The 23,032-nt window shown below is 74.2% G+C and carries 7 protein-coding genes; all 7 read left to right on the top strand.

What is annotated here, in order from left to right; genetic code table 11:
* The first annotated feature begins 8 nt into the window (after positions 1-8).
* The gene (locus tag ACFWPI_RS32135; RefSeq protein WP_380376827.1) at positions 9-4,517 is read left to right on the top strand and encodes an amino acid adenylation domain-containing protein; all 4,509 of its coding nucleotides are present in this window, start codon (positions 9-11) and stop codon (positions 4,515-4,517) included.
* Positions 4,518-4,526: 9 nt separating this feature from the next.
* Positions 4,527-6,314 carry a non-ribosomal peptide synthetase gene (locus tag ACFWPI_RS32130; protein ID WP_380376824.1) on the top strand — a complete coding sequence of 596 codons (1,788 nt, stop codon included), beginning with the start codon at positions 4,527-4,529 and terminating at the stop codon, positions 6,312-6,314.
* On the top strand, positions 6,311-7,108 hold the full coding sequence (locus ACFWPI_RS32125; RefSeq protein ID WP_380376821.1) for a thioesterase II family protein: 798 nt from the start codon (positions 6,311-6,313) through the stop codon (positions 7,106-7,108). The genes ACFWPI_RS32130 and ACFWPI_RS32125 overlap by 4 nt, the downstream gene beginning before the upstream one ends.
* A 2-nt stretch (positions 7,109-7,110) precedes the next feature.
* Positions 7,111-8,295 carry a cytochrome P450 gene (locus tag ACFWPI_RS32120; protein ID WP_363370834.1) on the top strand — a complete coding sequence of 395 codons (1,185 nt, stop codon included), beginning with the start codon at positions 7,111-7,113 and terminating at the stop codon, positions 8,293-8,295.
* A 143-nt stretch (positions 8,296-8,438) separates the two neighbouring features.
* On the top strand, positions 8,439-8,651 hold the full coding sequence (locus ACFWPI_RS32115) for an MbtH family protein (RefSeq protein ID WP_063350320.1): 213 nt from the start codon (positions 8,439-8,441) through the stop codon (positions 8,649-8,651).
* Between the two features lie 8 nt (positions 8,652-8,659).
* Positions 8,660-9,655 carry a TauD/TfdA family dioxygenase gene (locus ACFWPI_RS32110; RefSeq protein ID WP_363370831.1) on the top strand — a complete coding sequence of 332 codons (996 nt, stop codon included), beginning with the start codon at positions 8,660-8,662 and terminating at the stop codon, positions 9,653-9,655.
* Positions 9,656-9,704: 49 nt separating this feature from the next.
* Positions 9,705-23,030 (top strand): amino acid adenylation domain-containing protein, encoded by a 13,326-nt coding sequence (locus ACFWPI_RS32105; RefSeq protein ID WP_380376819.1) that lies wholly within the window; start codon positions 9,705-9,707, stop codon positions 23,028-23,030.
* Positions 23,031-23,032: the final 2 nt, after the last annotated feature.

The raw sequence follows: 23,032 nt of genomic DNA, 5'->3' as shown, positions 1-23,032 counted from the left end.
ACGAGGCCGTGAGCCCGTCCGACCACCCGGCGCGCACCGCGCCCGCCTCGGGGCTGCAACGCGGCCTCTGGTTCCTCGACCGCCTCGATCCGCGGCAGGTCACCTACTGCACGCCCTGGACGGTCGACGTCACCGGCCCGCTCGACCTCCCGCTGCTCCAGCGCGCGCTGGACGCCCTGGTGGCCCGGCACGAGGTGCTGCGCACCACCTTCGCGCTGCACCCCGACGGCCCGCGCCAGCAGGTCCACCACACCCTCGCCGTGCCGCTCGCGGTGACCGACCTGCGCCCGCAGGGCGGCCCCGAGCAGGCCGGACGCCTGGAGGAACTGCTCACCGCCCGCTGCGCCGAACCCTTCGACCTGGCGGCCGGCCCGCTGCTGCGCGCCGAGGCCTTCCAACTGGCGGACGAGCGCACCACGCTGCTGTTCACCGTCCACCACATCGTCTGGGACGGCTGGTCCGCCGAGGTCTTCGAGCGTGAACTCGCCGACCTGTACGGCGCCGCGGTGCAGGGCCGGCCCGCCGAACTGCCGGAACTGACCGTGCAGTACGCCGACTACGCGGTGGAGGAGCTCGACACCTCCTTCGAGGAGCACCTGACCTACTGGAAGGAGCAGCTGCACGGCGCGCCCGCCCTGCTGGAGCTGCCCACCGACCGGCCCCGGCCCGCCGAGCGCGGCGCGGCCGGACGGACCGAGGAGTTCGGGCTCGCCCCCGGCACGGCGGCGAAGGTGCGCGCCCTGGCCGAGGCGGAGGGCGTCACCCCCTTCACCGTCCAACTGGCCGCCTTCGCCCTGCTGCTGAACCGCTGGACCGGCGCCGACGACCTGGTGATCGGCACCCCCGTCACCACCCGCAACCGGCCCGAACTGGAGCACCTGCTCGGCTACTTCGTCAACCTGCTGCCGCTGCGCCTGCGGCTCGCGCCCGGGCTGAGCTTCCGCGCCCTGCTGGAGCACGTCCAGGACGTCGCCTTCGAGGCCTACGGCTACCTCGACGTGCCCTTCGACCAGCTGGTCGACCAGCTCGGCACCGCCCGCACCGCGCAGCACCCGCCGCTGGTCCAGGTGGTGTTCGGCGCCCACGGCGAGGACCGCACCCCGCTCGTGCTCGGCGCGGCCACCGCCGAGAGCCGGGTGCGCTCCAACGGCACCAGCAAGTTCGACCTCACCTGGTCCGTCTTCGACAGCAGCGGGACGGGCAGCGGGGCCGGCAGCCGGACCGGCGACCCCGGCGACCCCGGCGGCTCCGGCGGCTCCGGCGGCGAACTGCGCGGCGAGGCCGAGTACCGCAGCGAGCTGTTCGACGCCGGGACGGTGCGCCGGCTGGCCGCCGACTACGGCGCCCTGCTCACCGCGGCCCTGGACGACCCCGACGCCACCGTGCTGCGGCTGACCGGCCGCACCGCCGCGGCCGAGGCCGTCCGGGCCACCGACACCCCCGGCCACTGCCTGCACCGGCTGTTCGAGCAGGCCGTCGACGCCCACCCCGACCGGCCCGCCGTCAGCGACTCCGGCCACACCCTGAGCTACGCCGAACTCGACCGCCGGGCCAACCGCCTGGCCCACGCCCTGCGCGCCCGCGGGGCCGGCCCCGGCGACCGCGTCGGCATGCTGCTGGACCGCACGGCCGACGTCCTGGTCACCGTCCTCGGCGTGCTCAAGACCGGCGCCGCGTACGTGCCCGTCGACCTCGCCGCCCCCGCCGACCGCGCCGCGCTCGTCTTCGCCGACGCCGACGTCACCCTCGTCGTCACCGACCGCCCGGACCGGGCCCCCGAAGGCCCCTGGCAGGCCTACGACCTGACCGCCGAGGCCGCCGACCTGGCCGCCCGGCCGGACCACCGCCCGCCGGCCGCCGGGCGCCCCGGCGACGTCGCCTACATCATCTTCACCTCCGGCTCCACCGGCCGCCCCAAGGGCGTCGCCGTCGCCCACGAGCACGTCAGCCGGCTCATGGCGGACGGCGCGGAGCACTTCGGCTTCGGCCCGGAGGAGACCTGGACGCTCTTCCACAGCTACGCCTTCGACTGGACGGTCTGGGAGATGTGGGGCGCCCTGCTGCACGGTGCCCGCCTGGTCGTCGTCCCCTACGTCACCAGCCGCTCGCCGGAGGAGTTCGCCGAACTGCTGGAGCAGGAGCGGGTCTCCTTCCTCTGCCTCACCCCCTCGGCGCTGCGCCAGCTGGAGCCCGTGCTGCGGCGCGGCCCGCGCGACCTGTCCGCGCTGAAGTGGATCATGCTCGGCGGGGAGGCGCTGGACCCGGGCGTCGTCCAGCGCTGGTTCGAACTCGACCCGCCGCCCCCGGCCCGGCTCTGCAACCTGTACGGCATCACCGAGACCACCGTCCACGTCACCACCCACGACCTGGCCGGCAGCGCCGGCTTCGAGCGCAGCCTGATCGGCGCGCCCATGCCGCACCTCACCGCCCAGGTCCTGGACGACTGGCTGCGCCCGGTGCCGCCCGGCGCGGCCGGCGAGCTGTACATCGGCGGCGGCAGCCTCGCCCACGGCTACTGGGGCCGCCCCGGCCTCACCGCGGGCCGCTTCGTCGCCGACCCCTACGGCCCGCCCGGCGCGCGGCTCTACCGCACCGGCGACGTCGCCCGCCGCCTGCCCGACGGCGGACTGGAGTACATCGGACGCGCCGACTTCCAGGTCAAACTGCGCGGCTTCCGGATCGAGCTCGGGGAGATCGAGAACGTGCTCGCCGCCCACCCGGACGTCGACGCCTGCGTCGTCACCGTGCACGACGACCGGCTCGCCGCGTACGTCACCGGGCGCGAGCCCGCCGACGTGCGCGCCTTCCTCGGCCGCGCGCTGCCCCCGTACATGGTCCCGGCGAGCTTCACCGTCCTGGAATCGCTGCCGCTCACCGTCAACGGCAAGGTGGACCGCGCCGCGCTGCCCGCCCCCGGCCAGCGCAGCACGGCCACCGGAGGCCGCCACGTCGAGCCGCGCACCCCGGAGGAGGAGGCCTTCGCCGCCGTCTGGACGGAGGTCCTCGGAGTGGACGGCATCGGCGTCCACGACGACTTCTTCCACCTCGGCGGCGACTCCATCCGGGCCGTCCAGCTCGCCGGCGCGCTGCACGAGCGCGGCTGGGGGGTGAGCCTGCGGGACGTCTTCAACGCGCCCACGGTCGCCGCCCTGCTGCCGCTGGCCGAGCCCGTCGCCGAAGGCCCGGCCGACCACGAGCCCTTCGCCCTGATCACCCCGGAGGACCGCGAGGACCTGCCGCCCGGCCTCGCCGACGCCTACCCGATGGTCTCCATGCAGCTCTCCATGGTCTTCCACATGGAGATCGCCGGCGGCACCGACAGCTACCACAACGTCAACTCCTACCGGATCTCGGGCGACCTCGACGAACAGGCCTTCCGCCGCTCGGTCGCCGAGGCCATGGAGCGCCACGCGGTGCTGCGCACCGGCCTCGACCTGTCCGGCTACGGCGAACCGCTCCAGCTCGTGTACGGGCGGCTGCCCGCGCCCGTCGAGTTCACCGACCTGCGCGGCGAGCCCGACCAGGACACGGCGGTCCGCGAGGTGTTCGACACCCACCGGTGGACGCCCTTCGACCTCGCCACCCCGCCGCTGTTCCGGATCACCGTGCAGCGCCTCGCCGAGGACGCCTTCCAGCTCACCATCTCCGAGCACCACGCCATCCTCGACGGCTGGAGCTTCACCTCGCTGTTCACCGAGATCCTGGAACGCCACACCGCCCTGGCCGCCGACCCGCTCGGCGCCCCCACCCCGCCGCCGCGCACCGCCTTCCGCGACTTCGTGGCCGTCGAACGGCAGGCCGCCGGGGACGAACGGTCGCTCGCCTACTGGCGCGACCGGCTGTCCGGCGTCAGCGGCCAGCTGTTCCCCGGCAGCGAGGACGTGCACGAGGCGCCGCGCACCGTCGAGCGGGTGCTGCCCGAGGCGCCCGAGCAGCTGCGGCAGGTCGCCGACGCACTCGCGGTGCCCCTCAAGTCGGTCGCCCTCGCGGCCCACCTGCACGCCCTCGCCGCCATCACCGGGCGACGGCGCGTCACCACCGGCCTCGCCGTGAACGGCCGGCTGGAACGGCTCGGCGGCACCGAGGTGTACGGGCTGTTCCTCAACACCGTCCCGCTGAGCTGCGAGCCCACCGACGACCTGCTCGCCCTGGTGCGCGAGGTGCACCGGGAGGAACTGGACATGATGCCGCACCGCCGGGTGCCCTTCGCCCGGCTCGCCCGGCTGATGACCGACACCGCGCTGGACAGCCAGTTCGGCTACCTGCGCTTCCACGCCCTGGGCCAGCTCAGCTCGGCCCGCATCGTGGACGGCCGGATCGGCTGCGAGCCGACCCTGCGCCACGAACCCAACAGCTTCGCGTTCGGCGCCTCGCTGATCCAGGACCCGGTCTCGCAGCGCGTGCTGCTCGCCGTGGACCACCAGCGCTCCCTGGTCACCGACACCACCGCCGAGCAGTTCATCGACACCTACACGGCAGCCCTGCACGCCATGGCCGCCTCCGTCCGAGAGTCCTGAGGAACCGTCATGACCGACCTCCTGCACCGCCTGCGCGATGCCGTCGCCGCCCACCCCGAGCGCACCGCCGTCCTCGCCGGAACGGCCCGCCTGGACTTCGCCGAACTCGACCTGCGCACCGCCGCGCTGGCCCGCGCCCTGCGCGCCCACGGCGTCGGCCGCGGCGACCGGGTCGGCGTCCACCTCGCCCGCACCGCCGACCTGCCGGTCGCCCTGCTCGCCGTCTGGCGGGCCGGCGCCGCCTACGTCCCGCTCGACCCGGCCTACCCCGCCGAGCGGCTGGCCTTCATGGCCGCCGACGCGCGGCTCGCGGCCCTGATCAGTGCGGACGGCCTCCCGGCGGCCCAGGGCGTGCCGGTCCTGCGCCCGGACGCCGCCGGGCCGGACACCGCCGCCGGGCCGGACACCGTCGAAGGCCTTGAGCTGCCGGAGGCGGCCGACCCGCTCGACCCCGCCTACGTCATCTACACCTCCGGCTCCACCGGGCTCCCCAAGGGCGTCGAGGTGCCGCGCGGCGCCGTCGCCGCCCTGGTGGAGGCACTGGAGGCCACCGGCGCCTACCGCGCCGAGCCCGGGGTGGTCGGCTGGAACGCCAGCGTCTCCTTCGACGCCTCCGTCCAGCAGTGGGCCCGGATCTGCCGCGGCGACACCGTCCTGGTCATCGGCGACGAAGACCGCGCCGACCCGGCCCGGGTGGCCGCCCTGCTGGCCGAGCACGCCGTCACCGACCTCGACCTGACCCCCTCGCACTGGGAGCTGCTGCGCGAGCCGCTCACCGGCGCCCGGGTGCCGCGGCTGTTCATGGGCGGCGAGCCCGTCCCCGAGCACACCTGGCGGGAGCTCGCCGACGGCGGCATCGACGCGCTCAACCTGTACGGGCCCACCGAATGCACCGTCGACGCCGTCACCGCGCCGATCAGCGGCCCCGGGCCGCACCTGGGCGAGCCGCTGCCCGGCGTGCGCCTCCACCTGCTGGACGAGAAGCTCGCCCCGGTCGCCGACGGCCTCGTCGGCGAGCTGTACCTCGCCGGGCCCGGGCTCGCCCACGGCTACCCCGGCCGCCCCGGGCTGACCGCCGGACGCTTCGTCGCCGACCCGACCGCCCCCGGCGAGAGGATGTACCGCACCGGCGACCAGGCCCGCCGGGGCGAGGGCGGCCGACTGGAGTACATCGGCCGGGTGGACCGCCAGGTCAAGCTGCGCGGCTACCGGATCGAGCTCGGCGAGGTCGAGCACGCGCTGGCCCGGCTGGACGGCGTCCAGGCCGCCGCCGTCACCGTCCACGAGCCCGCCCCCGGCGACCGCCGGCTCATCGGCTACGTCACCGGCGCCGCCACCGCCGCCGAACTGACCGAGCGCCTGCGGGCCACCCTGCCCGCGCACCTGGTGCCCTCGGCGATCACCGTGCTGGACGCCATGCCACTCACCCCGAACGGCAAGGTCGACCACGCGGCCCTGCCCGCCCCCGCGGCGCAGCCCGCCCCCGCGGCCGAGGAGACGCCCGCCGAGGGCGCCGACGGGCTGGCGGAGCAGGTCGCCGAGGTCTGGCGCACCGTGCTCGGCCTGACCGGCGTCACGCCCACCGACGACTTCTTCTCGCTCGGCGGCCACTCGCTCGCCGCGCTGCGCGTCGTCCACCTGCTGCGCCGCCGGCTCGGCATCGAGCTCCAGCTGCGCCACCTGCTGGACTCGGCCGACCTGGCCGCCTTCACCGCCACCGTCGGGAAGGCCGTCGAGGCCGGCACCGCCGCCCCCCGGCCCGCCCTGACCGCCCGCTCCCGGGTGAGCGGCGCATGACCACCGCCACGCGGGTGCGCCCCCGCGTCGAGGGGGACTGGCTGCTCGTCCCCGCGCCCCAACCGCACCGCCCGTTCCGGCTGTTCTGCTTCCCGCACGCCGGGGGAGACGCCACCGCCTACACCCCGCTCGCCCGCGCCCTCGCCCCGACCGCCGAGGTCTGGGCCGTGCGTCCGCCCGCCCGCGGCGGCCGCCTCGGCCACCCGATGCCCGCGAGCTTCGACCTGCTGGTCGACGCCGTCGTGGACGCCCTCACCCCGCACCTGACGGGCCGGTTCGGCTTCTACGGGCAGAGCTTCGGCGCCCTGCTCGGCTACGAGGTCGCCCGGGCGCTGCCCGCCGAGCGGCGGCCCGAACTGGTGGTCGCCGCCTCCGCCTCGCCGCCCGCCACCTGGGCCGGCCGGGACCGCCCGCAGCACACCGCCGACGACCTGCTGCGCCTCGCCGGTATGGGCGAACTCATCGAGGGCGACCAGGAGTTGAAGGAGCACGCGCTCCAGGGCATCCGTACCGACCTGGCCGTGGTCGCCACCTACCGCCCCCGCCCGCACCCGCCGATCGGCTCCGACCTGCACACCGTCGCCGGCGCCGACGACCCGATGCTCGCCTCCGCCGGACTCCAGGGCTGGGCCGTCCACACCCGCGGCGCCAGCGGCCACCACATCGTCCCCGGCGGCCACCTGCTCGCCACCGTCGACGGGCCCGGCCCGGTCGACCTGCTGACCTCCCTCATCGAGCGACCGGGCCCGGGCCACCGGGCCGGCGCCGCCGCCGACCAGTCCACGACGGAGTAGCCATGCTGACCACCACCCCGGTCGACCTCACCGACCCGGACCTGTGGGCCCGCCCCGACACCCCCGCCCTGGTCGCGGAGCTGCGCCGGGAGGCCTCCGTCCACCGCACCGACACCGTCGACGACGGGCCGATCTGGTCGGTGCTCTCCTACCGGCACTCCGCGGAGGTGCTGCGCAACGCCACGCTCTACAGCTCCGAGCAGGGCTCGCTGCTCGGCGCCGGCGAAGGCAACGTCCCGGTCGGATCCGGCCGGATGATGGCCCTCACCGACCCGCCCCGGCACCGCGAACTCCGCGCGCCCGCCAACCCGTTCTTCGCCCCCGGCCCGGTGCGCGGAGCATCCCGCGGCATCACCGAACTCGCCGCCTCGATCGTCGACCGGGCCGTCGAGCTCGGCGAGGTCGACCTCGTCGACGCCGTCTCCGCCCTGCCGCTGTCCGTCATGTGCGACCTCCTGGACGTCCCCGAGAAGGACCGCGAGATGGTCGAACGGGTCTGCGACGTCGCCTTCCTCGGCCGCACCCCCGAGGAGCGCCGGGCCGGCCACCAGCAGCTCATCCCCTACCTGCTGCACCAGGTGATGCTGCGCCGCACCGACCCGCGCGACGACCTGATCAGCAAGATGGCCACCTACCGGGTCGGCGGCAAGCTGCTGCCGATCGAGGACGTCGTCCTCAACCTGGACAACATCGTGGTCGGCGGCGTCCAGACCGTCCGCCACACCGCGGCCATGGGCCTCCACACCCTCGTCCAACACCCGGAACTGTGGCGGCAGTTGCAGCGGGGTGAGGTCGGCATGGACTCGGCGCTGGATGAACTCCTGCGCTGGACGTCCGTCGGGCTGCACACCCTGCGCACCGCGAGCCGCGACACCGAGCTCGACGGCCGCACCATCCGGCGCGGCGACCGGGTCGCGGTCTGGGTGTGGTCCGCCAACCGCGACCCGGAGGCCTTCGACCGGCCCGAGGAGATCCTGCTCGACCGCGCCCCCAACAAGCACCTCGCCCTCGGCCTCGGCGCCCACTACTGCATCGGCGCGCCGCTGGCCAAGGCCGAACTCGGCGCCCTGTTCACGGCGATGCTGGAGCGCGTCGCCGAGATCGAACCGACCGGGCCGGTCGTCCACAACCGCTCGATCATCAACTTCGGCCTGGACCACTTCCCGGTGCGCCTCACCCCGCGCTGAACCGGCCCGCCTCACCCCGCGCTGAACCTGCCCGCCGCGGACCGCCGACGGGGCCCGAACCGAACTGCCGCGTTCCTGCCGCGACTCCTGCCGTTGCGCCCCCCGGCCCGCCCCTACCTTCGAAGCAACCCAAGGAGGACACCATGAGCAACCCGTTCGAGGACGACAACGCCGGCTACCTGGTGCTGGTCAACGACGAGAACCAGCACTCGCTGTGGCCGGTCTGGATCGACGTGCCGGCCGGCTGGACCACCGTCCACGGCGAGGACACCCGCCAGGGCTGCCTCGACCACATCGAGGCCAACTGGACCGACATCCGGCCCGCCAGCCTGACCGCCTCCCTCGCCCGGCAGTGAGCGCGACCATGCTGAACTGGGAACTGAACCCCGGCCGCCCGGCCCTCGCCCACGCCCCGCGCACCGCCGACATCGGCGAGGCCGGCGCGTGGCTGCGCGAGAACGAGACCGAGCTCACCGAAGCCCTCCACCGGCACGGCACGATCTTCCTGCGCGGCCTGCCGGTCGCGAGCACCGAGGACGTCGCCGCCGTGCGCGACGTCCTCATCCCCGAGCGCACCCCCTACCGGGAGAAGGCCACCCCGCGCAGCGACTACGGCAACGGCGTCTTCTCCTCCACCGACCTGCCGTCGCCCCAGCCGATCCGGATGCACAACGAGAACAGCTACACCCTCACCTTCCCGGGCCGGCTGCTCTTCGCCTGCCTGACCGCCCCCGAGGAGGGCGGCGCCACCCCGACCGCCGACTGCCGCCAGGTGCTCGACCACCTGCCCGCCCACCTGGTCGAGCGGATGCGGACGTCCGGCTGGACACTCACCCGCAACTACTCGGACTACGTCTCCCTCGGCTGGCGCACCGCCTTCGCCACCGAGGACCGGGCCGCGGTCGAGGCCTACTGCCGGGAGAACGGCATCACCTGGGAGTGGCTGCCGGACGGCAACCTGCGCACCGGCCAGCTGCGCCCCGGCACCATCCACCACCCGGCGACCGGCGAGGAGGTCTGGTTCAACCACCTCGCCTTCTGGAGCGAGTGGTCGCTCGACCCGGACATCCGAGAGGCGATGACCGACGAGTTCGGCCCGGACGGCTTCCCGTTCAACACCGGCTTCGGGGACGGCGAACCGCTGGAGCGCGCCGACGTCGACGCCCTCAACGAGGCGTACCACGCCGCGACCGTGCGCGAGCGCTGGCAGGTCGGCGACGTGATGCTGGTCGACAACGTGCTGTGCGCGCACGGCCGGGACCCGTACCGCGGCGACCGCAGGATCGCCGTCGCGATGGGGCAGCCCCTGGACGTCCTGGACTGCCGGCCCAGCGTCCGGCCCACCCTGGCCTCCGCCTGACCGTCTGCCCAAGAACACCCCGTGCCGTGACGTGAGTAGAGGAAGCACCGTGATCCCGGTTTCGTACGCACAGCAGCGTCTCTGGCTGATCGACCAGATCGAGGGGCCGACCGCGCTGTACAACCTTCCGTTCGCCCTGCGCCTGCGCGGCGAGCTCGACACCGCCGCGCTGCGCGCCGCGACGGTGGACGTGGTCGCCCGGCACGAGGCCCTGCGTACGGTGTTCCCGGTGGACGGGGGAGTCCCGGTGCAGCAGATCCTGCCGGCCGAGGAGGCGCAGCCGCGCTTCCTGGTCGTGGACTGCACACCGGACGACTACCCCGCCCGCCGGGACGCGGCCTCCGCCGAGACCTTCGAGCTGAGCCGCGAACTGCCCATCCGGGTCACGGTGTTCACTCTCGCTCCGACCGAGCACGTGCTGCTCGTCGTCCTGCACCACATCGCCGGTGACGGCTGGTCGCTCGGCCCGCTGCTGCGCGACCTCGCCACCGCCTACCGGGCCCGGCTCGCCGGCCGCGCCCCCGACTGGGAGCCGCTGCCCGTCCAGTACGCCGACTACGCGCTCTGGCAGCGCGACCTGCTCGGCGACGAGCGCGACCCCGAGAGCCTGCTCGCCCGCCAACTCGACCACTGGCGAACCGCCCTGGCCGGACTCCCGGAGGAACTGGAGCTGCCGACGGACCGCCCCCGACCGCCCACCCCCACCGGCGCCGCCGACTCCGTCGACCTCGCCTGGGACGCCGACCTGCACACCGCCCTGCTCGGCCTCGCCCGGACGCACCGCACCACCCTGTTCACCGTCCTCCAGGCCGGCCTCGCCGCACTGTTCACCAGGCTCGGCGCCGGCACCGACATCCCGCTCGGCACCGGCCTCGCCGGCCGCGCCGACGAGGCCCTGGACGACCTGGTCGGCTTCTTCGTCAATTCGCTGGTGCTGCGCGCCGACACGTCCGGCGACCCGAGCTTCGCCGAGCTGCTCGGCCGCGTCCGGGAGGCCCAGCTCGACGCCTTCGCCCACCAGGACATCCCCTTCGAGCGCCTCGTCGAGGAGCTCAACCCGACCCGCGCCCTCGGCCGCCACCCGCTGTTCCAGACCCTGCTGGTGCTCCAGAACCACGGACAGGACGCCGAACTCGACCTGCCCGGGCTGGAGTCCGCGCCCGAGCCGATCGGCCTGCGGGTCGCCAAGTTCGACCTCAACATCGGCATCGCCGAACGCCACGGACCCGACGGCGCCCCCGCCGGGCTCACCGGCTCGATCGAGTACGCCGCCGACCTCTACGACCACGCCACTGTCGCCGCCCTGGCCGCCCGGCTCGGCCTGCTGCTGACCGGTGCCGCCGCCGACCCGCACGCCCCCATCGGCACCCTCGACGTCCTCGCGCCCGAGGAGCGCACCCGCATCCTCACCGAGTGGAACGCCACCGGCGCCCCGGCCCGGCCCGGCACCCTCGCCGAGTCCTTCGAGCGCCAGGCCGACCGCACCCCGCACACCACCGCCCTCGCCCACGACGGCGGCACCCTCGACTACGCCGAACTCGACGCCCGGGCCAACCGCCTCGCCCACCACCTGATCGCCCTCGGCGTCGGCACCGAGACCCCCGTCGCGATGCTGATGGAGCGCTCCGTCGAGGTCGTCGTCGCCACCCTGGCGATCCTCAAGGCCGGCGGCTGCTACGTGCCCATGCACCCCGGCCTGCCGCCCGAGCGGATGACCGACGTGCTCGCCGACACCGGCGCCCCCGTGCTGCTCACCGACCGCGCCGACCCGGGCTTCCCGCACCGGGCCGTGGTGGTCCGCCCCGGCGACGAGGCGGCCGCCCCCGCCCACCGCCCCGGCGTGCCCGTCCACCCGGACCAGCTCGCCTACGCGATGTACACCTCCGGCTCCACCGGCCGCCCCAAGGGCGTCGCCGTCCGCCACCGCGACGTCCTCGACCTCGCCGCCGACCGCCGCTGGCAGGACGGCCGGCACGAGCGGGTCCTGCTGCACTCCCCGCACGCCTTCGACGCCGCCACCTACGAGATCTGGACGCCCCTGCTGGCCGGCGGCACCGTCGTGGTCGCCCCGCCCGGCGCCCTCGACGCCACCTCCCTGCACGCCGTCACCACCCGCCACGGCGTCACCGCCGTCTTCCTCACCAAGGCCCTGTTCGACCTCGTCGCCGAGCAGGCCCCGCAGACCTTCGCCGCCCTGCGGGTCGTCTGCACCGGCGGCGAGGCCGCCTCCGGCACCCTGATGCGGCGCGTCCTGGACGCCTGCCCCGACCTGCTGCTCGCCCACGTCTACGGGCCCACCGAGACCACCACCTTCGCGACCCACCACCCGCTCGTCCACGCCGACCTCGACGGCCCCCGGGTGCCGATCGGCGGCCCGCTCGACGCCATGCGCAGCTACGTCCTCGACGCCCGGCTGTGCCCCGTCCCGCCCGGCGTCCCGGGAGAGCTGTACATCGCCGGTGCCGGCCTGGCCCGCGGCTACCTGAACCGGCCGGCCCTGACCGCCGAACGGTTCGTCGCCTGCCCGTACGCGCCCGGCGAGAGGATGTACCGCACCGGCGACCTGGTGCGGCTGCGCGCCGACGGCGCCGTGGAGTTCCTCGGCCGGATCGACGGACAGGTCAAGCTGCGCGGCTTCCGGATCGAACTCGGCGAGATCGAGGCGACGCTCTCCCGCCACCCCGCCGTGCGCCAGGTCATCGTGATCGCCCGCGAGGACCGCCCCGGCGACACCCGGCTGGTCGCCTACTGCACCGCCGACGCCTCGCTCACCCCGGCCGAGCTGCGCACCTTCGCCGGCACCACGCTGCCCGGCTACATGGTCCCCTCCGCCGTCGTCCTCCTCGACGCCCTGCCGCTCAACGCCAACGGCAAGGTCGACCGCCGGGCCCTGCCCGCCCCGGACGTCGCCGCCGACGGCACCGGCCGCGAGCCCCGCGACGAGCGCGAACGGGCGCTGTGCGAGCTCTTCGGCGACCTGCTCGGCATCGACGACATCACCATCGACGACGACTTCTTCGCGCTCGGCGGGCACTCGCTGCTCGCCACCCGCCTCACCGGGCGGGCCCGCGCCGAACTCGGCATCGAACTCGCCATCGGCGACCTCTTCCAGGCCCCCACCGTCGCCGGGCTCACCGACCGGCTCGCCGACCGCGCGGCCGACGCGCCCGCCCCGGCCCGCCCGGCGCTGCGGCCCGGCCCCCGGCCCGACCGGGTGCCGCTCTCCTTCGCCCAGCGCCGCCTCTGGTTCCTCGCCCAGGCGGACGGCCCCGCCAGCACCTACAACGTGACCCTCGCCCTGCGGCTGCGCGGCCCGCTCGACCCCGCCGTCCTCGCGGACGCCCTCGGCGACACCGTCCGGCGGCACGAGGCCCTGCGCACCGTCTTCGGCGAACAGGACGGCGTCCCGTACCAGCACGTCCTCGACGGGCCGACCGCCCCGCTGCTCACCGTCACGGACCGCCCGAGCGACGAACTCGCCCGCCACACCTTCGACCTGGCCGCCGACCTGCCCCTGCACGCCTACCTGCGGCCCGAGGGCCCGGACGAGCACGTCCTGGTCCTCGTCCTGCACCACATCGCCGGGGACGGCGCCTCGCTGGGCCCGCTCTACCGCGACCTCACCGACGCCTACCGGGCCCGGCTCGCCGGCCGCGCCCCCGGCTGGGAGCCGCTGCCCGTCCAGTACGCCGACCACGCGCTCTGGCAGCACGCCCTGCTCGGCGACGAGGACGACCCGCAGAGCCTGGCCGCCCGCCAACTCGCCTACTGGCGCGACGCACTGGCCGGCCTGCCGGAGGAGCTGCCGCTGCCGCTCGACCGGCCCCGGCCCCCGGTCGCCAGCCACCGCGGGACCGTCCTCCCGCTGGAGCTCGACGCCGAACTGCACGCACGCCTCGGCGCCCTCGCCGTCGAGCACGGTGCCACGCTGTTCATGGTCCTCCAGGCCGCCTACGCCACCCTGCTGCACCGCTTCGGCGCCGGCACCGACCTGCCGATCGGCACCCCGGTGGCCGGCCGCCTCGACGAGGCCGTCACCGACCTGGTCGGCTACTTCGCCAACACCCTGGTGCTGCGCACCGACGTCTCCGGCCGCCCCAGCTTCGCCGAACTGCTGCACCGCGTCCGCGACACCGACGTGGCGGCGTACGAGCACCAGGACACGCCGTTCGAGTCGCTGGTCGAGGCGCTGAACCCGGCCCGGTCACTGGCCCGACACCCCCTGTTCCAGGTGATGCTGGCCTTCGCCGGCACCCCCGAGGACGGGCCGGACCTGCCCGGCGTCACCGTGACCGAGGAGCCGGTCGACTTCGGCACCGCGACCTTCGACCTCACCCTCAGCCTGGTCGAGCGGCTCGCCGCCGACGGCTCCCCGGCCGGGCTGAGCGGCGGCCTGGAGTACGCGACCGACCTGTTCGACCGGGAGACGGTCCGGCGGCTCGCCACCGCCCTGGAGCTGATCCTGCGCCAGGCGGTCGAGGACCCCGAGCGCCCGGTCGCCGCCCTGGAGGTGCTCGGCGAGGCCGAGCGGGACGCTCTCGCCGCATGGAACGACACGGCGCTGCCGGACGCGGGCGCGCCCTACCTGACGGTGTTCGAGGAGCAGGCCGCGCGCACCCCCGGGGCCGTCGCCCTGGTCTGCGGCCCCGAGTCGCTGACCTTCGCGGAGCTGAACGCCCGGGCCAACCGGCTGGCCCGCGCCCTCGCCGACGAGGGCGCCGGGCCGGACACCGTGGTCGCCCTCGCCGTGCCGCGCTCGGTGGAGTCGGTGGTCGCCACGCTGGCGACACTGAAGGCCGGCGCGGCCTTCCTGCCCCTGGACCCGGAGTACCCGGCGGAGCGGATCGCCCACATGCTGGCCGACTCAGCCCCGGCGGTCGTGCTCACCGACCACCGCTGGCCGCTCGCCGAGTCGCTGGACGGACGCACCGTGCTGCCCGTCGACGACGAGCTGTGGGCCTTCCACGACGACCACGACCTGCCCGGCACCGCCCACCCGGGGCACGCCGCCTACGTCATCTACACCTCCGGCTCCACCGGCAGGCCCAAGGGCGTCGTGGTCTCCCGCGGCAACTTCGCCAATCTGCTGGCCTTCCACCGCGCCGAGGTCGGGGCCGCCGTCGAGCGAGCCCGGCCGGGCCGCCGGCTGACGGTCGCGCTCACCGCCTCGCTGTCCTTCGACGCCTCCCTGGAGGGCTTCCTCTGGCTCGCGGCCGGGCACGAGCTGCACCTGATCGGCGACGACGTGCGCCGCGACGCCGCCGCGCTGGTGCGCCACGCCGAGCGCACCGGGATCGACGTCCTCGACCTCACTCCCACCTACGCGGACCAGCTGATCGAGGAGGGACTGCTCACCCGCTGCCCGCCGGCCCTGCTGCTGCTCGGCGGCGAGGCCACCGGCCAGGCCCTGTGGACCACCCTGCGGGACGCCCCGGACCTGATCGCGTACAACCTGTACGGCCCGACCGAGTGCACCGTCGACGCCCTGTACCACCGCCTCGCCGACAGCGAGCGCCCGCTGATCGGCCGCCCCCTCGGCAACCTCCGCGCCTACGTGCTGGACTCCCGGTTGAACCCGGTGCCGGCGGGGGTGCCCGGTGAGCTGTACCTGGCGGGGGCGGGTCTGGCCCGGGGGTACCTGAACCGGCCGGAGCTGACCGCCGAGCGGTTCGTGGCCTGCCCGTTCGAGCCCGGGGAGAGGATGTACCGCACCGGCGACCTGGTGCGCCGCCGCCCGGACGGCGACCTGGACTACCTGGGCCGCACCGACCAGCAGGTCAAGATCCGCGGCTTCCGGATCGAACTCGGCGAGATCGAGACCGCGCTGACCTCGCAGCCCGGGGTGCTCCAGGCCGCGGTGCTGCCGTACGAGCAGGGCCCGGGCGGGGCCCGGCTGGTCGCCTACCTGGTCGGCCCGGCCGCGTCGGACCCGGCCGAGCTGCGCGCTGCCGTCGCGGCCGAACTGCCCGCCCACATGGTGCCGGCCGCCTTCGTGGGGCTGGAGGCGCTGCCGCTCAACGCCAACGGCAAGCTGGACCGCTCCGCGCTCCCGGCGCCGGACTTCGCGGAGTTCGCGGGTGGCCGGGCGGCGCGGACGGCGGAGGAGGAGATCCTCTGCGGCCTGTTCGCCGAGGTCCTCGGTGTCGAACGGGTGGGCGCCGACGACGACTTCTTCGCGCTCGGTGGTCATTCCCTGCTGGCGACGCGGTTGTTGAGCCGGGTGCGGTCGGTGCTGGGGGTGGAGCTGGGGGTGCGGGATGTGTTCGAGGCGCCGACGGTGGCGGGGCTCGCGGCCCGTTCGGGCGCGGCGGCCGGCCGGCCGGTGCTGTCGGGGGGCGTCGAGCGTCCGGAGCGGGTGCCGCTGTCGTTCGCGCAGCAGCGGCTGTGGCTGATCGACCGGATGGAGGGCCCCAGCGCGCTCTACAACCTCCCCGTGCTGCTCCGCTTGGGCGGCGAGCTGGATGTGGCGGCGCTGGAGGCGGCGCTGGGTGATGTGGTGGCGCGGCACGAGAGCCTGCGCACGCTCGTGGCCGAGGCGGACGGCGAGCCGTACCAGCGGATCCTGCCGCCCGAGGAGGCCCGGGTCACCGTCGAACGCCGGGACTGCCCGGCCGACGCGCTGGCCGACGCCGTGGACGAGGAGTCCCGCCGCCCCTTCGACCTGGCGGCCGAACCCCCCTTCCGCGCGACCCTGCTGAGGACGGCCGAGGAGAGCCACGTGCTGCTCCTGGTGCTGCACCACATCGTCAGCGACGGCTGGTCGATGGGTCCGCTGCTGCGGGATCTGTCGACGGCGTACGCGGTGCGGTCCGGTGGCGAGGTGCCGGTGGTGGAGCCGCTGCCGGTGCAGTACGCGGACTACGCGCTCTGGCAGCGCGGACTGCTGGGGGAGGAGTTGGATTCCGGGAGTGTGCTTTCACGTCAGTTGGATTACTGGCGTGGGGTGTTGGACGGTCTTCCGGAGGAGTTGGCGTTGCCGGTGGATCGTGCGCGTGGTGTGGTGGCGTCGCATCGGGGTGACCGGGTGGTGCTGCCGTTGGGTGTGGAGCTGCATCGTGGGTTGGTGGGGTTGTCGCGTGCGCATCGGGTGACGTTGTTCATGACGGTGCAGGCGGCGTTGGCGGCGTTGTTGACCCGGTTGGGTGCGGGGACGGATGTGCCGATCGGTACGGTGGTGGCCGGTCGTTCGGATGAGGCGTTGGACGAGTTGGTCGGGTTCTTCGTCAACACGCTGGTGCTGCGGACCGATACGGCGGGTGACCCGAGTTTCGCGGAGTTGCTGGGTCGGGTGCGGGAGTCGGATCTGGGGGCGTTCGGGCACCAGGACGTGCCGTTCGAGCGTCTGGTGGAGGAGCTGAACCCGGCGCGGTCGCTGGCCCGCCACCCCCTCTTCCAGGTGATGCTGGTCCTGCAGAGCAACGAGCAAGCCGAACTGGAGCTGCCCGGACTGCACGTCGAGACCCTGCCGGCCGGGACCGGGGTCGCCAAGTTCGACCTCAACGTGATCATGGAGGAGGTCTTCGGCCCGGACGGCGAACCTGCCGGGATCGACTGCGCGATCGACTTCGCGACGGATCTGTTCGACCGGGAGACGGTGGAGTCGCTGGCGGTGCGGTTCGGGCGGTTGCTGCGGGCGGTGGTTGAGCGCCCGGAACTGCCGGTGGGCCGGGTGGAGTTGTTGGCGGCGGAGGAGCGGGCCGGGCTGGTGGGTGGCGGGTTCACGTCGCTGCCGTCGGGGGTGTCGCTGGTGCCGGCGGTGTTCGAGGCGCAGGTCGCGCGGACTCCGGAGGCGGTGGCGCTGGTGTGCGGGGCCGAGACGTTGACCTTCGCCGAGTTGAATGTGCGGGCGAATCGGCTGGCGCATCGGCTGATTGCCGCGGGGGTGGGGCCGGAGTCGGGTGTGGCGCTGGCGCTGCCGCGTTCGGTGGAGTCGGTGGTGGGGTTGCTGGCGGTGCTGAAGGCCGGCGGGGTGTACCTGCCGCTGGACGCCGAATACCCCGCCGACCGCACCGCCGACACCCTGGCGGACTCCCGTCCGTCGCTGGTGCTGACCGACCCGCGGTGGCCGCTGCCCGAGGTCCTGGCGGGCCTGCGGACGCTGGACGTCACCGAGGACGGCCCCGGCCCCGAGAGCGATCCGGCCCCCCGCGTCACCGCGCAGGACGCGGCGTATGTGATTCACACGTCGGGTTCGACGGGTCGTCCGAAGGGCGTGGTGGTGTCGCACGGGAGCCTGGCCGCTCTGCTGGCGGCGCATCGTGTCGGTGTGATGGCGGGTCGGGTGCGGTCGCGGGTGGCGTTGACGGCGTCGTTGTGCTTCGACGCTTCCTGGGACGGCCTGTTGTGGCTGGTGGCCGGGCATGAGCTGCACCTGATCGGTGATGAGGTGCGCCGGGACGCGGCAGCGCTGGTGCGCCATGTCCGCGAGCGCGGTATCGGGGTGCTGGAGGTGACGCCGTCCTTCGCCGAGCAGTTGGTGGAGGAGGGGTTGTTGGCCGAGTCGGCGCCGGAGCTGTTGCTGCTCGGTGGTGAGGCGGTGGGCCAGGCCCTGTGGACCATCCTGCGGGAGGCGTCGGCGACGGAGGCGTACAACCTGTACGGCCCGACGGAGGCGACGGTGGACACGCTCGTCCACCCGCTGGCCGCCACGGAGCAGCCGGTGCTGGGCCGTACGGTCGCCGGGACGCAGGCCTATGTGCTGGACGAGTGGTTGAACCCGGTGCCGGCGGGGGTGGCGGGGGAGTTGTACCTCGCAGGGGCGGGTCTGGCCCGGGGGTATCTGAACCGGCCGGGGCTGACCGCGGAGCGGTTCGTGGCCTGCCCGTTCGCGTCCGCTGGGCCCCTCCGGCCCGATGGCGGGCAAGGAGGGAGGATGTACCGTACGGGCGACCTGGTGCGCCGTTCGCGGGACGGTGAGTTGGAGTACCTGGGCCGCACCGACCAGCAGGTCAAGATCCGCGGCTTCCGGATCGAACTCGGCGAGATCGAACAGGTGCTGGTCCGCCACGAAGCCGTCCGCCAGGCGGTCGTCACCACCCGGGAAAGCGACGACGGCGACCGCCGGCTGGTGGCCTACTGCGCGGTGACCGAGCAGATCCCTGGGATCGCCCTCGACCTGCGGGAGTTCGTCGCCCGGGCACTGCCCGGCTACATGGTGCCGGCCGCCGTCGTCCCGCTCACCGCCCTGCCGCTCACCGGCAGCGGAAAGGTGGACCACCGGGCCCTGCCGGCGCCGGACTTCGCGGAGTTCGCGGGTGGCCGGGCGGCGCGGACGGCGGCGGAGGAGATCCTCTGCGGGCTGTTCGCCGAGGTCCTGGGGATCGCCGGGGTCGGCATCGACGACGACTTCTTCGCGCTCGGTGGTCATTCCCTGCTGGCGACGCGGTTGTTGAGCCGGGTGCGGTCGGTGCTGGGGGTGGAGCTGGGGGTGCGGGATGTGTTCGAGGCGCCGACGGTGGCGGGGCTCGCGGCCCGTTCGGGTGCCGGGGTCGGTCGTCTGGTGCTGTCGGGAGGTGTCGAGCGTCCGGAGCGGGTGCCGTTGTCGTTCGCGCAGCAACGGTTGTGGCTGATCGACCGGATGGAGGGCCCGAGCGGGCTCTACAACCTCCCCGTGCTGCTCCGCTTGGGCGGTGAGCTGGATGTGGCGGCGCTGGAGGCGGCGCTGGGTGATGTGGTGGCGCGGCACGAGAGTCTGCGCACGCTCGTGGCCGAGGTGGACGGCGAGCCGTACCAGCGGATCCTGCCGCCCGAGGAGGCCCGGGTCACCGTCGAGGTCCTGCCCGTGGGCACCGACCCCGAGAGCTGCGTCGACCGGCCGTTCGACCTGTCCGCCGACCTGCCCATGCGCGTCCAGGTGATTCCGGGCGGGTCCGACGGAGACCTGCTGGTGCTGGTGCTGCACCACATCGCCGGTGACGGCTGGTCGATGGGTCCGTTGCTGCGGGATCTGTCGACGGCGTACGCGGTCCGGTCCGGGGGCGGGGTGCCGGTGGTGGAGCCGCTGCCGGTGCAGTACGCGGACTACGCGCTCTGGCAGCGCCGACTGCTGGGGGAGGAGTCCGACGAGAACGGCCTGCTGTCACGTCAACTCGACTACTGGCGCGGGGTCTTGACCGATCTCCCGGAGGAGTTGGCGTTGCCGGTGGATCGTGCGCGTGGTGTGGTGGCGTCGCATCGGGGCGACCGGGTGGTGCTGCCGTTGGGTGTGGAGCTGCATCGTGGGTTGGTGGGGTTGTCGCGTGCGCATCGGGTGACGTTGTTCATGACGGTGCAGGCGGCGTTGGCGGCGTTGTTGACCCGGTTGGGTGCGGGGACGGATGTGCCGATCGGCACGGTGGTGGCCGGTCGTTCGGATGAGGCGTTGGACGAGTTGGTCGGGTTCTTCGTCAACACGCTGGTGCTGCGGACCGATACGGCGGGTGACCCGAGTTTCGCGGAGTTGCTGGGTCGGGTGCGGGAGTCGGATCTGGGGGCTTTCGGGCACCAGGATGTGCCGTTCGAGCGTCTGGTGGAGGAGCTGAATCCGGCGCGGTCGCTGGCCCGCCACCCCCTCTTCCAGGTGATGCTGCTGCTGGAAGGCGACCGGACGGCCTCGGCGCCGCTCACCCTCGGCGCCCTGCCCGCCACCGTGCAGTCGACGGCCGGATCGGTGGCCAAGTTCGATCTGAGCATCGGCATGGGCGAGACCTTCGACGCGGACGGCGAGCCCGCCGGCCTGGAATGCGCGATCGACTTCGCGACGGATCTGTTCGACCGGGAGACGGTGGAGTCGCTGGCGGTGCGGTTCGGGCGGTTGCTGCGGGCGGTGGTGGAGAGTCCGGAACTGCCGGTGGGCCGGGTGGAGTTGTTGGCGGCGGAGGAGCGGGCCGGGCTGGTGGGTGGCGGGTTCACGTCGCTGCCGTCGCGGGTGTCGCTGGTGCCGGAGGTGTTCGAGGCGCAGGTCGCGCGGACTCCGGAGGCGGTGGCGCTGGTCGTCGGCTCGGAGCGCCTCACGTTCGCGGAGTTGAATGTGCGGGCGAATCGGCTGGCGCATCGGTTGATCGCTGCGGGGGTGGGGCCGGAGTCGGGTGTGGCGTTGGCGCTGCCGCGTTCGGTGGAGTCGGTGGTGGGGTTGCTGGCGGTGTTGAAGGCCGGCGGGGTGTACCTCCCGCTGGACGCCGAGTACCCCGCCGACCGCATCGCCCGTACGCTCGCCGACGCGCAGCCCGTCCTCGCCGTGACCGACGATCGCTGGCCGCACCCGGAGTTGCTGGCCGGGCTGACCGTGGTGGAGGCCGGTGACGTGGCCGGTCCGGAGTCGGAACCGGTCGCGCGGGCTTCGGCCGGGGACGCGGCGTATGTGATTCACACGTCGGGTTCGACGGGTCGTCCGAAGGGCGTGGTGGTGTCGCACGGGAGCCTGGCCGCTCTGCTGGCGGCGCATCGTGTCGGTGTGATGGCGGGTCGGGTGCGGTCGCGGGTGGCGTTGACGGCGTCGTTGTGCTTCGACGCGTCGTGGGACGGCCTTCTCTGGCTGGTGGCCGGGCATGAGCTGCACCTGGTCGGTGATGAGGTACGCCGGGACGCGGCAGCGTTGGTGCGCCATGTCCGCGAGCGCGGTATCGGGGTGCTGGAGGTGACGCCGTCCTTCGCCGAGCAGTTGGTGGAGGAGGGGTTGTTGGCCGAGTCGGCGCCGGAGCTGTTGCTGCTCGGTGGTGAGGCGGTGGGCCAGACCCTGTGGACCACCCTGCGGGAAGCTCCGGCGACGGAGGCGTACAACCTGTACGGGCCGACGGAGGCGACGGTGGACACGCTCGTCCACCCGCTGGCCGCCACGGAGCAGCCGGTGCTGGGCCGTACGGTCGCCGGGACGCAGGCCTATGTGCTGGACGAGTGGTTGAACCCGGTGCCGGCGGGGGTGGCGGGGGAGTTGTACCTGGCGGGGGCGGGTCTGGCCCGGGGGTATCTGAACCGGCCGGGGCTGAGCGCCGAGCGGTTCGTGGCCTGCCCGTTCGTGTCCGGGGAGAGGATGTACCGCACCGGCGACCTGGTGCGCCGTTCGCGGGACGGTGAGTTGGAGTACCTGGGCCGCACCGACCAGCAGGTCAAGATCCGGGGCTTCCGGATCGAACTCGGCGAGATCGAACAGGTCCTGAGGCGGCACCCCCGGGTGTCGGCGGCCGTCGTCCGCCCGGTCGAGGACCGGGCAGCGGGCACTCGTCTGGTCGCCTACGTGGTGGCCGACGGCCGGCTGGACCAGGCAGGTCTGCGGGCCTTCGCGGGCGGGTTCCTGCCCGGCTACATGGTGCCGGCCGTCGTCGTCCCGCTCGACGCGCTGCCGCTCACCGGCAGCGGCAAGCTCGACCACCGGGCCCTGCCCGCCCCGGACTTCGCCGAACTCGCCGGGGGCCGCGCGCCGCGCACCGAACAGGAGCGGGTCCTCTGCGGGCTGTTCGCCGAGGTCCTGGGGATCGCCGGGGTCGGCATCGACGACGACTTCTTCGCGCTCGGCGGTCACTCCCTGCTCGCGATGAAGCTGCTCGCCCGGATCCGCGCCACCCTCGGCGCCGACCTCGGGATGCGCGCGCTGTTCGAGGCCCCGACCGTCGCCGGACTGGCCGGCCGGCTCGGTGCCGGGCCAGCTGCCGACGCCCTGGACGTGCTGCTGCCGCTGCGCACCGGTGGCGGCCTGGCCCCGCTGTTCTGCGTCCACCCGGCCGCCGGCATCAGCTGGGTCTACTCCGGCCTGCTGCCGCACCTCGGCGCCGACCGGCCGGTCTACGGTCTGCAGGCCCGCGGCCTGCGCGGGGAGGCACCGGCGAGCGTCACCGAGATCGCCGAGGACTACGTGCGGCAGATCCGGGCGGTGTGGCCGTCCGGCCCGTACCACCTGCTCGGCTGGTCCTTCGGGGCGGTGGTCGCGCAGGAGATGGCCGTCCGGCTCCAGGTCGAGGGCGCACCGGTCGGTGTGCTCGCCCTGCTCGACGGCGCACCGGTCACCGGCCACGGTCCGGCGGCCGCCGACGGGCCGGAGGAGGACGAACCCGTCGACACCCTGGCCGAGTTGCTGCTGTCACTGGGCTACGACCCGGAGGCCGGGCGCGGCCAGGCCGAGCTGGCCGCCGTCCTGGGGGAGGCCGCCGCCGAGCTGCCCGGCATGTTCGAGCGGCACCGCAAACTCATGGCCGAGCACGTGCCCGGCCGCTACCGGGGCGATGCCGTCTTCTTCGGCGCGACCCTCGACAAGCCCGCCGACTGGCCCTACGAGCGGTCCTGGCGGCCGTACCTGGACGGCCGGATCGAGCCCCACCGCCTCGCCTGCGCGCACGGCGAGTTGACCCGTCCGGAACCCCTCGCACGGATCGCCTCCGTGCTCGCCGAGAAGCTTGGAGAGTGACC

Source organism: Kitasatospora sp. NPDC058492 (assembly GCF_042720685.1).
Lineage (GTDB): Bacteria > Actinomycetota > Actinomycetes > Streptomycetales > Streptomycetaceae > Kitasatospora.
Note: the sequence above shows the minus strand (reverse complement) of the source record. Positions and strands in the feature narration are given on the sequence as shown.